7 protein-coding genes are annotated in these 15,672 nt (G+C 44.6%); 4 read left to right on the top strand and 3 right to left on the bottom strand.

The window, feature by feature from the left end:
- Window positions 1-55: 55 nt before the first annotated feature.
- On the bottom strand, window positions 56-1,411 hold the full coding sequence (locus G327_RS23690; protein WP_019612757.1) for an MFS transporter: 1,356 nt from the start codon (window positions 1,409-1,411) through the stop codon (window positions 56-58).
- A 501-nt stretch (window positions 1,412-1,912) separates the two neighbouring features.
- On the bottom strand, window positions 1,913-2,893 hold the full coding sequence (acuI, locus tag G327_RS0100270; protein WP_019612756.1) for an acrylyl-CoA reductase (NADPH): 981 nt from the start codon (window positions 2,891-2,893) through the stop codon (window positions 1,913-1,915).
- Window positions 2,894-3,150: 257 nt separating this feature from the next.
- Here acuI and G327_RS0100265 point away from each other — a divergent pair, with 257 nt between their 5' ends.
- The gene (locus G327_RS0100265; RefSeq protein ID WP_019612755.1) at window positions 3,151-5,394 is read left to right on the top strand and encodes a peptidase U32 family protein; all 2,244 of its coding nucleotides are present in this window, start codon (window positions 3,151-3,153) and stop codon (window positions 5,392-5,394) included.
- A gap of 23 nt (window positions 5,395-5,417) precedes the next feature.
- Here G327_RS0100265 and G327_RS0100260 read toward each other — a convergent pair whose 3' ends face one another.
- On the bottom strand, window positions 5,418-6,290 hold the full coding sequence (locus G327_RS0100260) for a hypothetical protein (RefSeq protein WP_019612754.1): 873 nt from the start codon (window positions 6,288-6,290) through the stop codon (window positions 5,418-5,420).
- Window positions 6,291-6,489: 199 nt separating this feature from the next.
- On the opposite strand from G327_RS0100260, the gene recC reads away from it, so the two are divergent.
- The 3 genes from recC to recD are packed head-to-tail and all read left to right on the top strand — an operon-like array spanning window position 6,490 to window position 15,670.
- Window positions 6,490-9,936 carry an exodeoxyribonuclease V subunit gamma gene (gene recC / locus G327_RS0100255; RefSeq protein ID WP_019612753.1) on the top strand — a complete coding sequence of 1,149 codons (3,447 nt, stop codon included), beginning with the start codon at window positions 6,490-6,492 and terminating at the stop codon, window positions 9,934-9,936.
- Window positions 9,936-13,619 (top strand): exodeoxyribonuclease V subunit beta, encoded by a 3,684-nt coding sequence (gene recB, locus G327_RS0100250; protein ID WP_019612752.1) that lies wholly within the window; start codon window positions 9,936-9,938, stop codon window positions 13,617-13,619. Before recC ends, recB begins: the two co-directional genes overlap by 1 nt.
- On the top strand, window positions 13,613-15,670 hold the full coding sequence (gene recD, locus G327_RS0100245; protein ID WP_019612751.1) for an exodeoxyribonuclease V subunit alpha: 2,058 nt from the start codon (window positions 13,613-13,615) through the stop codon (window positions 15,668-15,670). The genes recB and recD overlap by 7 nt, the downstream gene beginning before the upstream one ends.
- Window positions 15,671-15,672 lie beyond the last annotated feature (2 nt).

The following is a 15,672-nucleotide window of genomic DNA, read 5'->3' as shown; positions in this document are numbered from 1 at the left end:
AGTTTAAAGCTGGTGCCTGCAGAGAGGCACCAGTCGTGTTGTTTATGATCAAGCCTTAAGCTTCTGCCAAACCTGCTTGTGGATTTGTACTTTCCTGAGGATCATCCTGATCCGTAACAAAGAGAGTTAATACTGCCGCGATAACCATAGACCCGCCGCCGAGTACCAGGGCCATCATGGCATTACCGGCGAAGAAAGTATGGGTAATGTAACCTAAAATACCGGCTGCTAGAATCTGCGGGACCACGATAGAGAAGTTGAATACTCCCATAAAGAAGCCCATTTTGCTGCTCGGCAGCGAGCCCGCAAGGATTGAATAAGGCATGCATAAGATGCTTGCCCAGGCAAAACCGATACCGACCATATTAACCATTAATAAAGCCGGATCTTCAACTAATGCCATACCCGCCAGGCTTATTCCACCAATAGTCAGGCAGACAGCATGGACAAATTTGCGGCTGGTGCGCGCGGCTACCCAGGGCAGGGCAAAGGCTGCCAGTGCACTGATGCCGTTATACATGGCAAAACACAAACCAACCCAGTCTGCGCCTTCATTATACAGTGCTGATGATGTATCACCCGAACCGTAGATATGGCTGGTTACCGCTGAAGTGGTATATATCCACATGGCAAATAGTGCAAACCAGGAGAAGAACTGCACAAATGCCAGTTGTTTCATGGTTTTAGGCATCAGTTTGAGATCATTGAGCATCGTCTGCAGACCGCTTCGAGCAGCCTGCTCTTTTGTTTCCTCTTGAGTACCGTCAAATTCGTGCAGTTCCTGCGGGCTGTATTCGCGGGTTTTAAAAATAGTCCACAATACTGCGCCTAAGAATACTGCACCTCCGGCATAAAAGGAGATTTTAACTGAAGGTGGAACGATGCCTTCAGGTGCGGTATTAGCGATATCAAACCAGTTGGTCAATATGTAGGGCATTGATGAGGCAACAACCGAGCCGATACCGATAAAGAAGGTCTGTACGGCAAACCCCTGAGTGCGCTGCTGTGAAGGCAGATTATCGGCTACTAGCGCGCGGAACGGTTCCATGGAAATATTGATTGAGGCATCAAGCATCCATAACATGCCGGCAGCTACCCATAAATAAGGCGAGTTAGGCATAACAATCAGTGCAACTGACGAAAGAAGCGCTCCGATCAGAAAGTAGGGACGACGACGGCCGAGGAAATTCCAGGTGCGGTCACTCATATAACCGACAATCGGCTGTACCAGTAAACCGGTTACCGGTGCGGCTAACCATAATATTGGAATCTGCTCTATGCTTGCGCCTAGTGTTTCAAAGATACGACTGACGTTGGCATTTTGTAGTCCAAAGCCGAACTGGATGCCCATAAAGCCGACACTCATATTCCAGATCTGCCAAAAACTGAGTTGTGGTTTTTGTTTTTTCATAATGCTGCTTCTTTATTATTATATTTAAAATGCGCGCAATACTATGTGTGCATAAATTAACAATGAAAATTATAAGACTCACCATCCTGTGAGCTAGAGAAATAAGTTGGCCTGAATTTTGACGATTAAAAGTCAATAAAGCGAAACTTTGCAGGTGATCTGGATCACGTTGTGAGTTTTTAATGCCTTAATAATCACGTTTTTTTGAATGCCTCAACATCCGGTGTGATATATGTTTAATAATTGCTCTAATCGGTTGATTTGTAACTAAATAAAAATCAAGCAATGATCAATTTTAGCTGTTTGGAAGTTCGGCGTATGCGTCAGAAATACTGCAGTTCATGCTGGTATTTTGTACTGTCGGCGTGTGGGAAAATTACTTTTGCTTAGAAAATAGCGGAAAAAGTGCTAGAAAATTACAGTGAATTGAGTCTGCAGGGTAGAAGAAAAGCGTTAATATTAAAAAAGCAGCCGGGGGACGGCTGCTTTGTTTATAAGTGCTTATAATTTAATAACGGTACGGCCGGTAATCTGACCTAGGGTAATCGCTTCAGCGCATTCTGCTGCCTGCTCTAAACCTACTTCGCGGCAGGCCTGCTGATAAAAACTCTGCGGCAGCAGTTCAACTAAACGATCCCATGCGTCAACACGTTTCTGATAAGGACATGAAACTGAATCGATACCTAATAATTTAACGCCGCGTAAAATAAACGGCATAACAGTAGTCGGCAGATCAAAACCGCCTGCTAAACCACAAGCAGCCACAGCGCCGTTGTAATCCATCTGTGCTAATACTTTTGCCAGTACTTTGCTGCCGACAGTATCAACTGCACCGGCCCATAATTGTTTTTCTAAAGCACGCGCAGGCTGTTCAAATTCACTGCGCTCAATAATAGACTGTGCACCCAGGGCTTTTAATAACGGACCGTTTTCTGCTGTACGGCCTGTTACTGCCACGACTTTATAACCAAGCTGTGCTAATAAAGTAACTGCCACCGAGCCGACACCGCCGCTTGCGCCGGTTACTAATATTTCCCCGTCTTTCGGTTTAACACCGGCATCGATTAATGCCTGCACACATAACATCGCTGTTAAGCCGGCTGTGCCGACCATCATTGTCTGTTTGCTGCTGATCCCCTGCGGCTGTGGAACCAGCCAGTCAGCTTTTAGACGGGCTTTTTCTGCCATGCCGCCCCAGTGGCCTTCACCGACTCCCCAGCCGGTTAATACCACATTGTCACCAGCCTGGTAACGCGAGTCTGTTGATTCAATAACGCTGCCCGCTAAATCAATACCGGGAACCATAGGAAACTGGCGTACAATACGGCCTTTACCGGTAATTGCTAAACCGTCTTTATAGTTTAAAGAAGAGTAATCAACAGCAACTAATACTTCACCTTCAGGCAGCTGTGATTCATCGATTTGACGAATTTCTGCAGTTGTTTTTTTGTCCTGCTGATCCAGAATAAGTGCTTTAAACATAAAGAGTCTCCGAGAGGTATATAGGAATATTTTAGTAACAGCAGTGTAGTGCTTAATTGGATATGACAATAGTGAAACTTATTCATTTAATATATGCATTAAACACATAAACAACTGCTGCTTCATTTCAGGTCAGTTGTTGAACGCTCGTTTTCGCAAATGTGATCTGGATTTAGATATCCTGTCCTTAGTCAATAGGCTCTTACTAAAAGGCCGTTAAAATCCGGCCATTAAAAACTAAAACTGATAAACAGATTATGAACAAAAAAATTGAATTACTGGCACCCGGCGGTGATCTTGACTCTATTAAGGCGGCGATTGCTGCCGGTGCGGATGCTGTTTATTGCGGGCTGGACAGTTTTAATGCCCGTAAACGTGCGGTTAATTTAAGTTTTGATGATTTAAACCGGGTGATAAAACTGGCACATCAGCATAACTGTGAAGTTTTTCTGACACTTAATATCATCATATTAGAAAATGAGTTAAAACCGCTGCTGACTTTACTCAATAAACTGGTCAACACTGCTGTTGACGGAGTGATTGTCCAGGATTTAGGGCTTTTTTATCTGTTATCAGAACACTTTCCAACTCTTGATATCCACGCCTCTACCCAAGTTACTACCCATAATGAAGGGCAGATTCTGTTTTTAAATAAACTCGGTGCTTCCCGGGTTAATTTATCGCGTGAGTTAAGCATCAAGGAGATAAAATCCTTAACTCAGTTCGGGCTTGAGTATAATGTCTTATCAGAAGTTTTTGTGCACGGCTCATACTGTATCGGTTTTTCCGGTCTGTGTTATATAAGCTCTGCTCACGGCGGCAACTCAGGTAATCGTGGTCGATGCAGCCAGCCCTGCAGAGATAAATATGTACCGACAGCTGCCGGTAAAGAGTATCCGCTTAACCTTAAAGATAATTCGGCATTTTTTGATCTTGAAGCACTGATTGATGCCGGTGTTTATTCGTTAAAGATAGAAGGGCGGATAAAAGGATCGAGTTACGTTCATACTGTGGTGAGCAGCTGGAAAAAGCAGCTGCAGAGTTTTTCTGGGCAGGGAAAATTACTGACTGATAATTCTGCGCTCTATAAAGTGTTTAACCGCGATTTTTCAAACGCTTACTTAAAAGGCACCATTAATAAACTGATGTTTATTGATAACCCGCGAGATAATACGCTCAAACACGTTGAGCAGAGCAATGCAGGTTTAAGTGAGCTGCAGATTCAGCAGGCCAAACAGGACCTTTATGATCAGAAAACTGCAATGGCGACAGAGGTTGCAGATAAAATTAAGCTGTTAGATACGGATAAAACACCTTTAACAATCACACTTTCAGGCCAGCCCGGTGAGCTTTTATACGTGTCGGTAAGCACGCCTGAGAGTATATTTATGGTGCGCTCGAAAAGTAAGCTTATTCATACCGAAAATGCTTCGATTAATCAAAGTGCGCTAGATAAAAGATGGAAAGGGCTGAATAATGCACTGACCTGCATCGAGTCTATCTGCATGCGCTGTCTGGATGAAGGTCTGTTTATTCCCTTTAAAGAGCTTACCGTTATAAAAAACACAATATTATTTTTGTTAAACGGCTCAAAAGATGCAGTCACGCCCGTTGAACTTCCTGCCTTAAGCTATGCGGGGCCGCTCACAGCCAAAGCTAAGTTAGCTGTGCTGATTTCCAGTGAACAGGATATTTCTCTGTGTTGTGTAGATGGAATCGATGTTTATTATAAACTGCCGGACAGTTTCAGAAAGGGCTGCGCAAAATATGTGGAGCTGTTTCTAAAGAATAAAGGACTGATCCCCTGGTTCCCTTCGGTGCTGATCGGTGCTGATTATGAGGCTGCTGCACAGCTGCTTAAACAGGTCTCCCCGGAAAAAATTGTTACTAATAATACCGGTATCGCTTATCTGGCTTATCAACTGGGTATTGACTGGACTGCCGGCCCGTACTTAAATACAACTAACTCTTTCAGTCTGGCCTGCCTGAAACAGAAGTTTAACTGCAGCGGCGCATTTATCTCTAATGAGATTAATAAAAAGCAGATAAAAGCCGTATCCAGTCCAGAAAATTTTCAGTTGTATTACAGTATTTATCATCCGCTTTTACTGCTCAGCAGCAGGCAGTGCCTGTTTCATCAGACGGTCGGCTGTAAAAAAGCCGCTATGGATGCCAAATGTCTGGATAAATGTGAAAAGTCGGCCTCAATTATTAACCTTAAAGGCACCTCTTTTGCGATTAATAAACAAAAGGGCGATTATGCAAATATGTATAGTAATGAGCACTTTCTTAACACGGATATTGTTAATGATGCTCCGGGGCAGTTCAGCGCTTTCTTTATCGATTTAACTGATATTGGTATAACGGAGCAGCGTGAAAAAGATAAAACTTCGATTATAAGAGGCTTTATCGATCTTATTGACGGAAGCCCAGATGCTGCCGGGCAGCTGCATAATATGCTTGGGCAGACAACTAACAGTCAGTATCAGAAAGGTCTGTAAAGGAGCAGGGCTGATCAGTGCGATTAGTTGAGACGTTTCCAGTTTTTAACCTGGTCATTAAAAAAGCCGGATTCGCGATAGGCTTTATCTATAATACCTCTAGCCTGCAGCTGTGTGAGGCCGCTGTTTAACTGCTGCAGAATACGTTTGGAATGCTTGGATTTTTTAAATATGGCAAAATGGCGGGTACCGTGCAGTGCGACTTTCAGGTTAGGCACCGGGATCAGTCTGACACCGTTATAGGTGAGTGAAAGATCCTCTGTTGATTGGAAAGGTGCTAATAAAAAGTCGATATGGCCGCTGTGTACCAGATCGACCATTGATCCCCATTTATCGCTGTGTTTAACATCGCTGATTTTTAATGACTGCAGCGTTAACCAGTCCGCTGTCCATATTCTATTTGATATAGCGCTGAAATTACGCACCTGCTGTTTGTTTTTAACCTTAAGCATCTCTGTATTGTCGGGCCGGGTATACAGTCCCGCTTCAAACTGACCGTTTTTAATAATTGGAATGGAAAAATAGATCTCATTCTGCATGGTAAACATGGACTGCCATACCGAGGTACCGGTTAATAAGACGGCGCCTTTGTTAAGGTAATCAATGGTGGTGTGGTCTGAGTCAACTGAGATTAACTGGTAGGGATATTTGTTACCGCCTAAATGCAGTGCCTGCTGCAGCAGTACCAGTTCAACCACATCACGGCGGCTGAAAGCCCCTGAAAAATCGGTTACAGAAAGCGGATCTCGTCCGGCAATAAAACGAAAATAGTCATCTCTTACATCTCTGGCAACAACTACCTTAAAACTTTCATAAAGACTGTATTCGGCAAATGAAAACGGGGCACTGATGAGTAATAGAAAAATTTGTAAAATATAAATGAATCTCTGCAGCATCGTCACCTCCTTTTGAATTTGCTAATAAATCAGATGCTTGATTATACTGGTTTTATAAAAACCATTTTGTGAAATGACTGGTAAATAAAAGCCGTAAGTAGCGGTATACTATTATAAATTAAGCAAAATAAAAGCAATACGGCAGTGAAAAGTCATCCTGCCGCTGTGTATATAAAATTATAAAAAAAGGTAGATGCTTGTGTTTCAGGTATATCATTCTAATCAGCTTGAGCTTTTAAAAGATCTTTTAACGGCACTAATGCAGGGCGCTAAGCTGGAAAATCCCTTTGAGAATGAAACCATTCTTGTGCAGAGTCCGGGAATGGCGCAGTGGCTGCAGCTGCAGATTGCACAGTCAACCGGGATCAGTGCCAATATTGATTTCCCGCTGCCGGCCAGTTTTATCTGGCAGCAGTTTAAACATGTTCTGCAGGATGTGCCGGATAAAAGCCCGTTTAACAAAATGTCCATGACCTGGCAGATAATGAAGCTTCTGCCTTCCTGTCTGGAAGATCCTGATTTTGCATCGTTATTACACTATCTTGAAGATGATGCCGATTTACGTAAACGCTTTCAGCTCAGCCAGAAAATAGCCGATATTTTTGATCAGTATTTAGTTTACCGCCCAGACTGGGTTGAAGCCTGGCAGAATGCCGATCAGCAGGAGATCAGCTCCTGGAACAGTGAAAACAGCCAGTCCGTACCGCAATGGATTGATGAGCAGCGCTGGCAGGCCAAACTGTGGAAAAAACTGACGGAAGCGATTGAGCAGAGTTTTGCTGAGCATGGCAAAGCTTATCATCGTGCCGGTTTATATAAAGATTTTCTGGAAAAACTCAGCACCCAGGAAAGTCTAAGCCATCTGCCTAAACGTATTTTTGTGTTCGGTATCTCCGCGCTTCCTGAATCTTATCTACAGGCGTTATTAGGTTTAGCTAAACATTGTGATGTGCATTTTTTATTGACCAATCCCTGTCGTTTTTACTGGGGAGATATTGTTGATCCTAAACTGCTGGCCAAACGTTTTGCGCAGAGCCGCCCGAAACTCGCCGTAGAAAAAGGTCAGGTGAAAAACCTGGCGGACTCCAGCTGGCAGAAAGATGAACAGCACCTTAAGTGGGCTGTCAGTGAGGACGTTGACAGTGAAGTGGGTAATCCTTTGTTAGCTTCCATGGGTAAAATGGGGCGTGACTTTTTGTATCAGCTGTATTCTTTAGAGCAGCAGGAGGTGGATGCCTTTGTTGATATTAACCGCGACAGTCTGCTGCATAATATTCAGGCGGATATCTTAGATCTGAAGGACAGCAGTCAGGTAATCAGTTTAGATGCCGCGCAGCGTATTGTTATTGATCTTGATGATCAGTCATTAAGCGTGCATCTGGCGCATAGTGTGATGCGTGAAGTGGAAATTCTGCACGATAATCTGTTAGCCATGTTTGAAGCGGATCCGGGATTAACACCTAAAGATATTATCGTGATGGTGCCGAATATTGACCAGTACGCCCCCTATGTGCAGGCGGTTTTCGCCAGTGTAGAAAGCAGCCGTTATATTCCGTTCAGTATTTCCGATGTCAGCGCGCAGCAGGAAAATCCGATTCTGGTGAGTTTTATGCAGCTGCTGAACTTAAATCAGAGTCGTTATACCCGTGAAGATATTCTTGCCCTCTTAGAAGTACCGGCTATTCTGCAGCGTTTTAAACTGGATCAGGACGATTTTGTTGTACTTCAGAAGTGGATTAATGAAAGCGGTATCCGCTGGGGACTGCATGAGAAAAGTGCTGCTCAGTGGGATCTGCCGGATTTGTCACAGAACAGCTGGTTATTCGGTTTAAAACGTATGCTCCTGGGGTATGCAATGGGTGACAGCATGTTTGCCGGTATTTCTCCCTACGATGAAGTGCAGGGGCTGCAGGGCGATCTGCTGGGACGTTTTATTGATTTCATCGATGCCTTAATCGAGCTGGAAACACAGCTGAAAGAATCCTACAATGCGGCTCAGTGGCAGGCATTCATTTACCAGTTAGTTGATGACTTTTATCTTGAAGGTGATGATAATACTGCGGTTTTAAGCATGATTCGCGAACAGCTGGATATCCTCTTAGAGCATACGCAGCAGGCTGAATTTGATCAGGAACTGTCACTGTTTGTACTGATTGAACATCTGCAGAATCACCTCTCTGCACAGTCTAACAGTCAGCGCTTTTTAGCCGGGCAGGTTAACTTCTGCACCCTGATGCCGATGCGTTCGATTCCATTTAAAGTGGTGTGCTTATTAGGCATGAACGACGGTCAGTATCCGCGCAGCATTGTGCCCATGGGGTTTGATCTGATGGTAGGACACCGTCATCGCGGCGACCGTTCCCGCCGAGAAGAAGACCGCTACCTGTTTTTAGAAGCACTGCTCTCTGCACAGGATAATCTCTATATCAGTTATATCGGCCGGGATATTAATGATAACAGTGAAAAAACCGCCTCGGTATTAGTCTCGGAACTGCTTAATTACTGTCAGCAGAGTTTTGTCTTAGAAAAGAACCGCGAAGACTCAAGTGATGCGGCTGAAAAAGCGCTGCTGGACTTTATTAAACGCAGTTATCCGATGCAGAGTTTCAGTGACTCTTATTATCTGGAGGCGGTTCAAACCTACAACCGCAACTGGTGGCTGGCGTTAAATAACCGTGAAACCGTTCAGTCCGACAGCAGTTCTCTTGTGCCGCTTGATGAACCTTTGCTGGAAGTACAGTTAAGTCAGCTTAAACAGTTTCTTAAGCACCCCTGTAAAGCTTTCTTTAATCAGCGTTTAGATGTTTATTTTGAAATTGACGACAGCGAACAAGATAACGATGAGCCGTTTTCACTGGACAATCTGCAGCATTACCACCTTAAAAGTCAGCAGTTTGAATATGCCTTAGAGGGGAAATCACTGGATGAGCTGTTTACTGAAATTAAAGCCGCCGGTGAACTGCCTCTTGGTGAGTTTGCACCTCTGATCTTTAATAAAGATCTGCAGGCGATGGAAGATCTGGCGGATTTAACCGCGAGTTATTTTATAGGTGAAATTGAAACCATCAGTGTTGATATTAAATTTGCCGAAAAGCGTTTAACAGGTGAGCTAAGCGATCACTGTGAAAACGGCTTAGTGCGGGTTAAAACCGGCGGTATTAAAGGTAAGGATATTTTATCTTTATGGTTAGAGCACCTTTGTTACTGTATTGCCCACGGGCAGAATTTAAACTCCAGTTTATTCGGCCAGGAAAACGGCATCTTTTTTGAAGAGGTGCCTGCTGATTTTGCGTATCGGACAATTGCAGAGTTAATTGCTTTATACGAACAGGGACTGCAGTTTCCTTTACCTTTCTTTATCCAAAGTGCTTTTGCATGGAGCACCATCGCCCATTATCAGCAGCCTGAGTGTTTTGTGCTTGAGGATTTAGACTTTGATACACGCGCTGAGGCGCAGAAAGCCGCTGTGGATATTTTTGCTAATGAACGCAGCTATGCCGAAGGCAAGGATCCCTATATCACTCGTATTTATGAAAACCTTGAAGACCACTGGTTAGTCTTTGAAACGCTGGCTATGCAGATTTTTAAACCGGTGTTAAGCAATATATCAACCATCGAATACAGCGAATGGGATGGTGAAGCATAATGGAACAATTAAACACAAACACTCAGAACAGCATCGCGGTAGAGCCGCTGGATGCATTAACCTTTCCTTTATACGGGCAGCGCCTGATTGAAGCATCTGCCGGAACCGGTAAGACTTATACCATTGCCAGTTTATTTATTCGTCTGTTGTTAGGTCATGGTGACCGCTTGGCTAACGGCGAACATGATGCCTGTAATAATGCCCATCAGCAGCCGTTAACCGTGGATAAAATTCTGGTGGTGACCTTCACTGAAGCGGCCACTGCAGAGCTGCGATCGCGGATTAGAGAACGTATTCAGATGGTACGTTTAGACTTTCTGCAGGGAATCAGCTGCGATCCTTTTACTCAGACCCTGATTAATCAAAGTGATGATCACCAGAGTGTTATCCGCTTATTACGTTTTGCTGAACTGCAGATGGATGAAGCCGCTGTTTATACTATTCACGGATTCTGTCAGCGTATGCTGATGCAGAATGCATTTGAATCGGGCAGCCTTTTTCAGCAGACACTGCTGGAGAATGATGCCCATCTTCTACTGCAGGCCTGTAATGATTTCTGGCGTACTTTTTTCTATGATTTATCCACGCCGCTGACTGAGCTTATTTTCAGCTACTGGCAGAGTCCTGAACAATTAAAGAATGAGCTGCGCGGCTGGTTATCACGTAATGATCTGGTATTTATTCCAGAGATTACTGATTTTGATTTTAAAGCTAAATATGAACACAGCCTGCAGGAAATTGAAAATTTAAAAGAGATGTGGCTGAAAGATAGCGATGATTATTTTGATATTATCAGTCACTCCGATGTATCAAAACGCAGCTATACCAAGAAGAATCTGCCTAACTGGTTAACTGAAATTAATCAGTGGGCACATCAGTCCGGTCATTCCTTAGACCTGCCTAAAAACCTGCTGAAGTTTTCGCAGAAGACTTTAGATGAAAAGACACCGAAGGGGGCGATTCCAAGCCATCCGGTATTTACTGCCATTGAGAGAATACTTGAGCAGGATTTATCGCTGCAGAATACCATTTTGATTAAAGCGACAAACTGGATCCGGGCGCATCTGCAGAAGAGTAAAAAAATGCATATGCTGTTAGGCTTTGATGATCTGCTTACGCGCTTAGATGATGCCCTGCAGAACTCGCCGGATAATCATCTCGCAGAGCAGATTAAAGCTGCTTATCCGATTGCCCTGATTGATGAGTTTCAAGATACCGATCCGGTACAGTACCGTATTTTCCAGAGCATTTATCAGCAGGGCGAACAGGCGGAAGAGCAGACTGAGTTAGATAAAAGTGCCGGTCTGTTTATGATTGGTGATCCTAAGCAGGCTATTTACAGTTTTCGTGGTGCAGATATATTTACTTATATGCAGGCACGTAAGAATGTGACTGCGCACTACAGTCTGGACTATAACTACCGCTCCTCGCCGGAAATGATAAATGCCGCCAATGCTTTTTTTGAGTTTTGTCCGGCGCCTTTTGTTTATGACGATGATATTCCCTTTACTGCGGTAAAGGCACCGAATATTAAACGTAAGAAGCTGGTGATTGCTAATTGTGATGATACTGCGCAGACCGCACTGCAGTTTATTCATCCGGTCGGCGGTGAAAATTCCCAGGGCTTTAAAGATTCAATCACCCGGGGCTGCGTCAATGAAATAAAAAATATTCTACTGCTTGCACAGCAGGGTAAAGCGTATCTGGTTGATCAAGACGGCGGGCAGACTGCGGTCCGTGCTAATGATATTGCGGTGCTGGTACGCACCGGTAAAGAAGCGCAGCTGATCCGTAAAGCGCTGTTTGAAGAAAATATTAACAGTGTTTATTTATCACTCAAAGAAAGTGTCTATGCGACGCCGCTTGCACAGGATCTGCTGCGCATTCTGCAGGCCTGCCTGCATCCTGAAAATGAACGTTTATTACGCGGGGCGATCGCCTGCAGGCTGTTTGCTTTAAGCCCTTACCAGATTCACCAGCTGCTGCTGGATACGCGTTTATGGGAAGAAAAAATAGGGCAGTTTATTGAATATCGTGCTCTGTGGGCAAAAAGTGGTATTTTGGCAATGCTGCATAAATTATTCCACCAACAGGGTATAAGCAGCTATTTACTGCAGAATATACAAGGTGAACGTCTGCTCACTGATTTACTGCATCTTGCTGAATTACTGCAGAAAAACAGCGTAGATTATGACGGTGATTTTGCTTTAGTACGCTGGTTCAGTGAGCAGCTTAAACAGGCAGACGGCGATCCGGGCGAACAGAAGCAGCGTTTAGAAAGTGAAAAAGATCTGGTGCAGGTCAGTACGCTGCATAAATCTAAAGGTCTGGAATACGATATTGTATTTATGCCTTTTACCGGATTATTTCAGAAAGCGCGTGAGTGTTTATATCATGATCCGGCTAAGAATAATCAGCTTGTTTATGATCTGCAGGGCGGTAAAAGTCATTTTGAATTAACAGCAAAAGAACAGCTGGCTGAAGATCTGCGTTTATTATATGTAGGTCTGACCCGCAGTGTTTACCGTTGTTATATCGGTATTTCCAGCTATAAAACCGGGCGGGTTAAAAACAGCCCGCTGGCCAAAAGTGCGCTCGGTTATATCTGTCTGCAGGGCGGCAAAGATCTGCTTGCCGGTAATACAGAGCAGCTTAACAGCCATCTCGAAAAAATGTGTAAAACATCGAATAATATTTCGGTACGCAGCACGCCGCTGTTAAATGAGATCCCCTATGTGGTGCAGCGCGGCGATCAGACGATGCAGGCGCCGCCACAGTTTGTAGCTACTGTTGAACGGAACTGGTGGATAAGCAGTTATTCCTCGTTGTCGCGTTTACATGCGCCGGCACCGCAGTTAGAGCCGCAGGTAGAGCCTGAACTTACGGCCGCTGAAAACCAGCCTGTCATACCCAGTTTACCGCTGCAGACCCCCTTTAGTTTCCCGCGGGGCGCGAAACACGGGACATTTTTACATGAACTGTTTGAGCTGATTGATTTTGAATCTGCTGATAAAGAGTCCTTAAATGAGTGGTTAATTGAGCAGTTAGATAAGCGTCATTACCAGCAGCCGGAGTTATGGGCGCCGGTGCTAGGAACCTGGATTGAGCAGATTTTAGCGCATGATTTATTAACCGGGCAGGATTTGAAACTGCGTAATTTAAGCTCTGAACAGAAAAAAATAGAGATGCAGTTCTTTATTCCTATGGCACCGATACATGCGGGGGCGGTTAATAAACTGATCCAGGAGCATGACCCGTTATCGGCGGCTGCCGGAGAACTGCAGTTCCATACGGTGCAGGGCTTCTTAAAAGGTTTTATCGATCTGACTTTTGTGGTGGACGAAAAGTATTATGTACTGGATTATAAATCAAATTATCTGGGTGATAATTTACAGGATTATAATCAGGAGAGTATCAGGCATGCTCTTATTGAGCACCGCTATGACTTTCAGTATCAACTCTACACCTTAGCACTGCACCGTCTGCTTAAGTCGCGTTTAGCTGATTATGATTATGAGCTGCATATCGGCGGTGTTTTTTATACCTTCCTGCGCGGCATGCAGGGAGAAAATGAATTCGGTGTGTATTTTAATAAACCAGATTTTGCTTTAATTGACGGCCTTGATAAGCTCTTTTGCGGACAAAACAGCACAGCACAGGTACAACAGGAGTCGCTATGTTAGAGCAGCTTAAACAGTGGAAAGAACAGGGGTTACTGCGCTCGATTGATTACCACTTTGCAAAATTCAGCGCTGATTTAGGAGCGGATCCGCTAACCCAGCTATGTGCTGCTTTTACTAGTGAATATTTAGGGCTTGGCCATATTTGTCTGCCTGTTGATCAGATAGCCGTACATCTTAATGAAAAGTGCCTGGCATCGGAGATCAGTCTGCCGGAGTTCTGTCAGAAACATGATATCGAGTGTCTGCTGCAGAATAATGAGCAGGCTCACGCACTATTGAGTGAATCACTGTGTGTCGGCGAAAATGCACCGCTGCATTTACAATTTAACGCCTTGTATCTTGCTCGTTATGCGCAGTTTGAGCAGCTGATAGCTGATAAACTGCTGCATCAGCCGCAGGTTATTCTAAGCGGTAATGTTAAAGGGCAGCTGGATGCATTATTTGCGCTTAATTATGAATATATCTGGCAGGCATGGTGTGCCGATAAAAGCCAGTCTGTGCCTCTGTTATGTGAGAAATATCTGGATGTAGTGGATTCTGCTCCGCTTGACTGGCAGGCTGTTGAAACGTTATTTAAGCAGGCACAGGGCTGTGATGTTCTGCAGGCGCTGGATATCTTGATTCCGGAAGCCTGTCGTTGTGACTGGCAGAAAGTGAGTGCCGCACTCGCGCTGAGCTCGGCACGCTGTGTTATTTCCGGCGGTCCGGGCACCGGTAAAACAACTACGGTCACCAAACTGCTGGCGCTGCTGATAAATGCACAGCCCGACCTGCTGATAAAAATGGCTGCACCGACCGGTAAAGCTGCCGCGCGTTTAACTGAGTCTATCAGCAGTGCGCTAAACGGGCTTAATATTGACCCGGCCTTAAAAGATAAAATCCCCAGTGAAGCGAGTACTATTCACCGTCTGCTCGGGGTGAAAGCGAACAGTAACCATTTTCGTCATAACCAGCATAAAAAATTACACTTAGATCTGCTTCTGGTGGATGAAGCCTCAATGGTCGACTTGCCGTTAATGGCTAAATTACTGGCGGCGCTGCCGGATCATGCACGTCTGATTTTATTAGGTGATAAAGATCAGCTGGCCTCGGTCGAAGCGGGGGCTGTACTAGGTGATATCTGTTCTTTTATCGAGTCCGGATACAGTGCTGAAAAGGCGCAGCAGTTATCTGAGCTTACGGGGTTTTCATCTCTGCTGAAAGACAAGCACAGCAGTGCCGCGATGGCGGATAATTTGTGTCTGCTGCGTAAGAGTTATCGTTTTGATCAGTACTCTGGTATTGGTTTCTTAGCCAAAGCGATTAACAGCGGCAGGGCCGGCAGCAGGCAGCTGCTGAAGCTGTGTAATGATTATGCTGATTTACAGCATTATGCAAATAATGAGCAGGGACTGCCGGCTATTGAGAAACTGATGCTCAACGGCTACCGCCCTTATTTAGAAAGTTTGTGTGTGATCAGCGCGGACAACCGGGATAATGCAAAAAATCTGCTCAAGCTGTTTAATCAGTTTAAAATATTATGTGCGATTCGAGAAGGTGAGTGGGGGGTTAACGGGTTAAATCAGCGCTGTGAAAAAGTCCTGTATAAAGCCGGTTTGATAAACAGCTTGTCCTATCAGGATGCTGCTGAGCTGAGCACCTGGTATGTAGGGCGCCCGATAATGATCACCCAGAACAATTACCATTTAGGTTTGTATAACGGTGATATTGGTTTATGCCTGAGTGATGATGAAAATCAGCTGCGTGTGTATTTCCAGATGGCTGACGGCTCGGTTGCGGATTTTCAGCCAAGCCGTCTGCCGAGTCACGAAACCGTGTTTGCGATGACAGTGCATAAAAGCCAGGGCTCTGAGTTTGCTCATACTGTTTTGTCTCTGCCTGAGACTCAAGTACCGGTTGTGACTCGCGAGTTGATTTATACTGGTATCACCCGTGCTAAAAAAGAGTTAACTTTGTTTGCTGACCTGTCCTTAACAGCCAGTGCTATCCGCAGTAAAACCCAGCGCTTTAGTCGTTTAGTTGAGCGTTTACAAAACGTTAAAGAGAAATAACC

Source organism: Psychromonas ossibalaenae ATCC BAA-1528, from assembly GCF_000381745.1.
Classification (GTDB): domain Bacteria; phylum Pseudomonadota; class Gammaproteobacteria; order Enterobacterales; family Psychromonadaceae; genus Psychromonas; species Psychromonas ossibalaenae.
Note: the sequence above shows the minus strand (reverse complement) of the source record. Positions and strands in the feature narration are given on the sequence as shown.